General features: G+C 48.8%; 3 protein-coding genes. All 3 read right to left on the reverse strand.

The genetic code is table 11. The annotated features are described in order from the left end of the window. Positions 1-240: 240 nt before the first annotated feature. The gene (locus FDX01_RS21610) at positions 241-522 is read right to left on the reverse strand and encodes a helix-turn-helix transcriptional regulator (RefSeq protein WP_000780222.1); all 282 of its coding nucleotides are present in this window, start codon (positions 520-522) and stop codon (positions 241-243) included. Further along, positions 503-832 (reverse strand): type II toxin-antitoxin system RelE/ParE family toxin, encoded by a 330-nt coding sequence (locus FDX01_RS21615; RefSeq protein WP_000493286.1) that lies wholly within the window; start codon positions 830-832, stop codon positions 503-505. Before FDX01_RS21615 ends, FDX01_RS21610 begins: the two co-directional genes overlap by 20 nt. 1045 nt (positions 833-1877) lie before the next feature. Next, the coding region (locus tag FDX01_RS21620; protein ID WP_249361033.1) for an IS110 family transposase at positions 1878-2626 on the reverse strand (749 nt) is incomplete at its 5' end.

Consider the following 2626-nt stretch of genomic DNA (forward strand, 5'->3'; position numbering starts at 1 on the left):
ATCTCATATCAGGAACTTGTTCGCACCTTCCCTAAGTCACCGGCGGCTTGCCTGCCACACATTGAACATTACAGACCAATTAGCACTTTGTCACCGGGGAAAGATGTAAAGATTATGTATAAATAGATTGGCTTAGAAGTGACATTTCAACTTTGGAGAAACAGGTGACATTTTAAACTTGCTTTAACAAAATTTTGGGACTGACCGAAACAAAAAGGCCAGCCCCGGAGGGCTGGCTATTCAGTACAGGGCAATGACAGGTTTCTTGATGCCGCAGGCGTGAGCGTAGCGGGTCAGTGTGTCGATGCTGGCTTTGGTGATGTTGTTTTCCAGGCGAGAAATAACCGGAGGTGTAACCCCCATGCGTTCAGCAACCTGCGCTTTTGTCAGGTTGTCATGCTTGCGCCATTCAGCAAGCAGCTCCCTGAGCTTTTCCTTACGTTCTTCTTCCTGCCATGCAGCGCGATATTCATCGTCCTGCATCCACTCGTTATGCAGTTCTTTATGGCTTACCAGTTTCATTAAGTACCTCCGCTAACCGCTTTTTGGCGAGATCGATTTCTTTCGCTGGCGTTTTCTGTGACTTCTTGATGAAAACACGGAGCATGATGATGGTATTGCCTTTGTGGTATACCCAGATTCCCCTGGCTATGTCCGTCCCCATCGTGCGGATCTCAAAAAGTCCATCGCCCAGGGGCTTCGTGTCCGGCTCCCGCAGTAATCGGGCGTCATACTCCAGTTTGCCGATGAGACGGTCAAACTTCACCCTGATTTTTACGGGTAATGCTGTGGCTTCTTCCCTGGCTTCCGGGTGATAAACAACGCTAAACATGTGACCTCCCATTTCTATTAATATTAACCTATAGGCTAATTTCAGACAAGGTAGAATTAACCTATAAGCTAATTTTGTTGGCAGTTATCGTGGCTACCCGGTCACTACCCTGTTAGCGTGAGTTTTCGTTCCACTGAGGAACGGGGATTTATGCGCGTTAGCGCATGTAAGGCGGCAGGATGAAATGACAGGTAGCACCGAGGGTTAGCCGCCGATACCAGTGAGGGATCGAAAGGGATCGCCTATCCATCCCTTCACCTTGCAAAGCCATATTCCGCTAAAAGCGGCTCAGAGGCTTTTGTGCGCGGTCGGAGTGGTCACAACAAGGCGAAGCCGCAGTTGGGGCGTATCTCCGCGTTAGCGGGTCGTAAGAGCCGCTTACGAGCGTGTAAGCTAATTCTTCAGCGATATTTGCTGACGTATCCGGCGTGGCCGGATTTGTCCAATCCCTCGATGGCTAACAGGCGAGCTGTTAGCCATCGAGGGATTCCGTTCTGAATGCCCCGCGCTTTAGCGTGGGGAGCTACTTTTGAGGCGCTCGCGCCGATGCTGTTCGGTTATCCACTTTTTAAAGGGGATAACAGTAATGTCTTTTATTTTTTGGTTTATCTTTTAATACGTAAGTAATTAAAAGATAAACCAAAAGAGTATTTGCGCCATCTCGTTTGCACTTCATTATCACTTACCCACAAGCTATACAGCAGTTGTGGTGGGTCTACGCCGGAACCGCCGAAAAATCCGTCATTCCTGTAGGCGGGATGGGTTGGATTTCGAAAATTATTGTACTATAAGGGCTTCCCCGGCGTGTCAACGCCGGTGTTTATGGTTTCTGTCTGCTCTTCAGTAAAAATAAAGGGGAGAGACTGCGGTACTATAAACGGCCATGATGAATCGTCATCGATTCGGACCCTGATGAAAGACGCGCGTGAGGTTCTTGTTCGTTAAGCGGATACGTATATCCTGTACAATAGCCAGATAGGCCTCACGGGGTCTAACCCTTTATCATCAACGAATTGCAGGTCAGATGGTTATTTTGTTTCGTGCTTTAGCTGGCTGAGTACAGCCTGAAATCATCACCGTAATGCAATGATGCCCAGCACAGCCTTGCGTTTTTGGCGGCGATGGCTACAACGGCACGCCAGTATCCTCTGCGATCGACCAGTGAACAGACCCAACGACTGAATAAATCAGTCCTTTTCTCGGCACCAATCAGAACCGAACGAGCCCCCTGAACCAGTAGCGTTCGCAGATACGAATCGCCAGCTTTAGTTATCCTGCCAAGCTTTGATTTCCCACCACTGCTGTACTGCGATGGCGTTAGTCCCAGCCAGGCTGCCAGTTGTCGCCCATTTTTAAAATCGTGTGCATTACCGATACTGGCGACCAGCGCACAGGCCGTTGTGGGACCAATCCCTTTCAGTTCCATCAATCGCTGGCTGCGGTGATCTGTTTTTGCCATGCGGGACAAAATCCGGTCATATTCAGTAATATTATCTTCAATACGATCAATGTGTTCCAGCAGGTCATTAACACATTGTTGAACCTGAAGTGGCAAAGAACTCTTCTGCTCAGAAACCATGTGACGCAGGGCATCTGTACTTTGTGGGGCGATGACACCGAATTCCGATATCAAACCTCTCAATCGGTTATATGTTGCTGTTTTCTCTTCGATAAAACCCTGTCTGATACGGTGTAGGCATTGCATCGCCTGCTGGCTCTCATCCTTCACTGGTACAAACCGCATATGCGGGCGACGAACTGCTTCACAGATAGCCTGAGCATCAGCTGCATCAT

Origin of the sequence: Citrobacter sp. wls613 (assembly GCF_005281195.1) — a bacterium.
Classification (GTDB): Bacteria; Pseudomonadota; Gammaproteobacteria; order Enterobacterales; family Enterobacteriaceae; genus Citrobacter; species Citrobacter gillenii.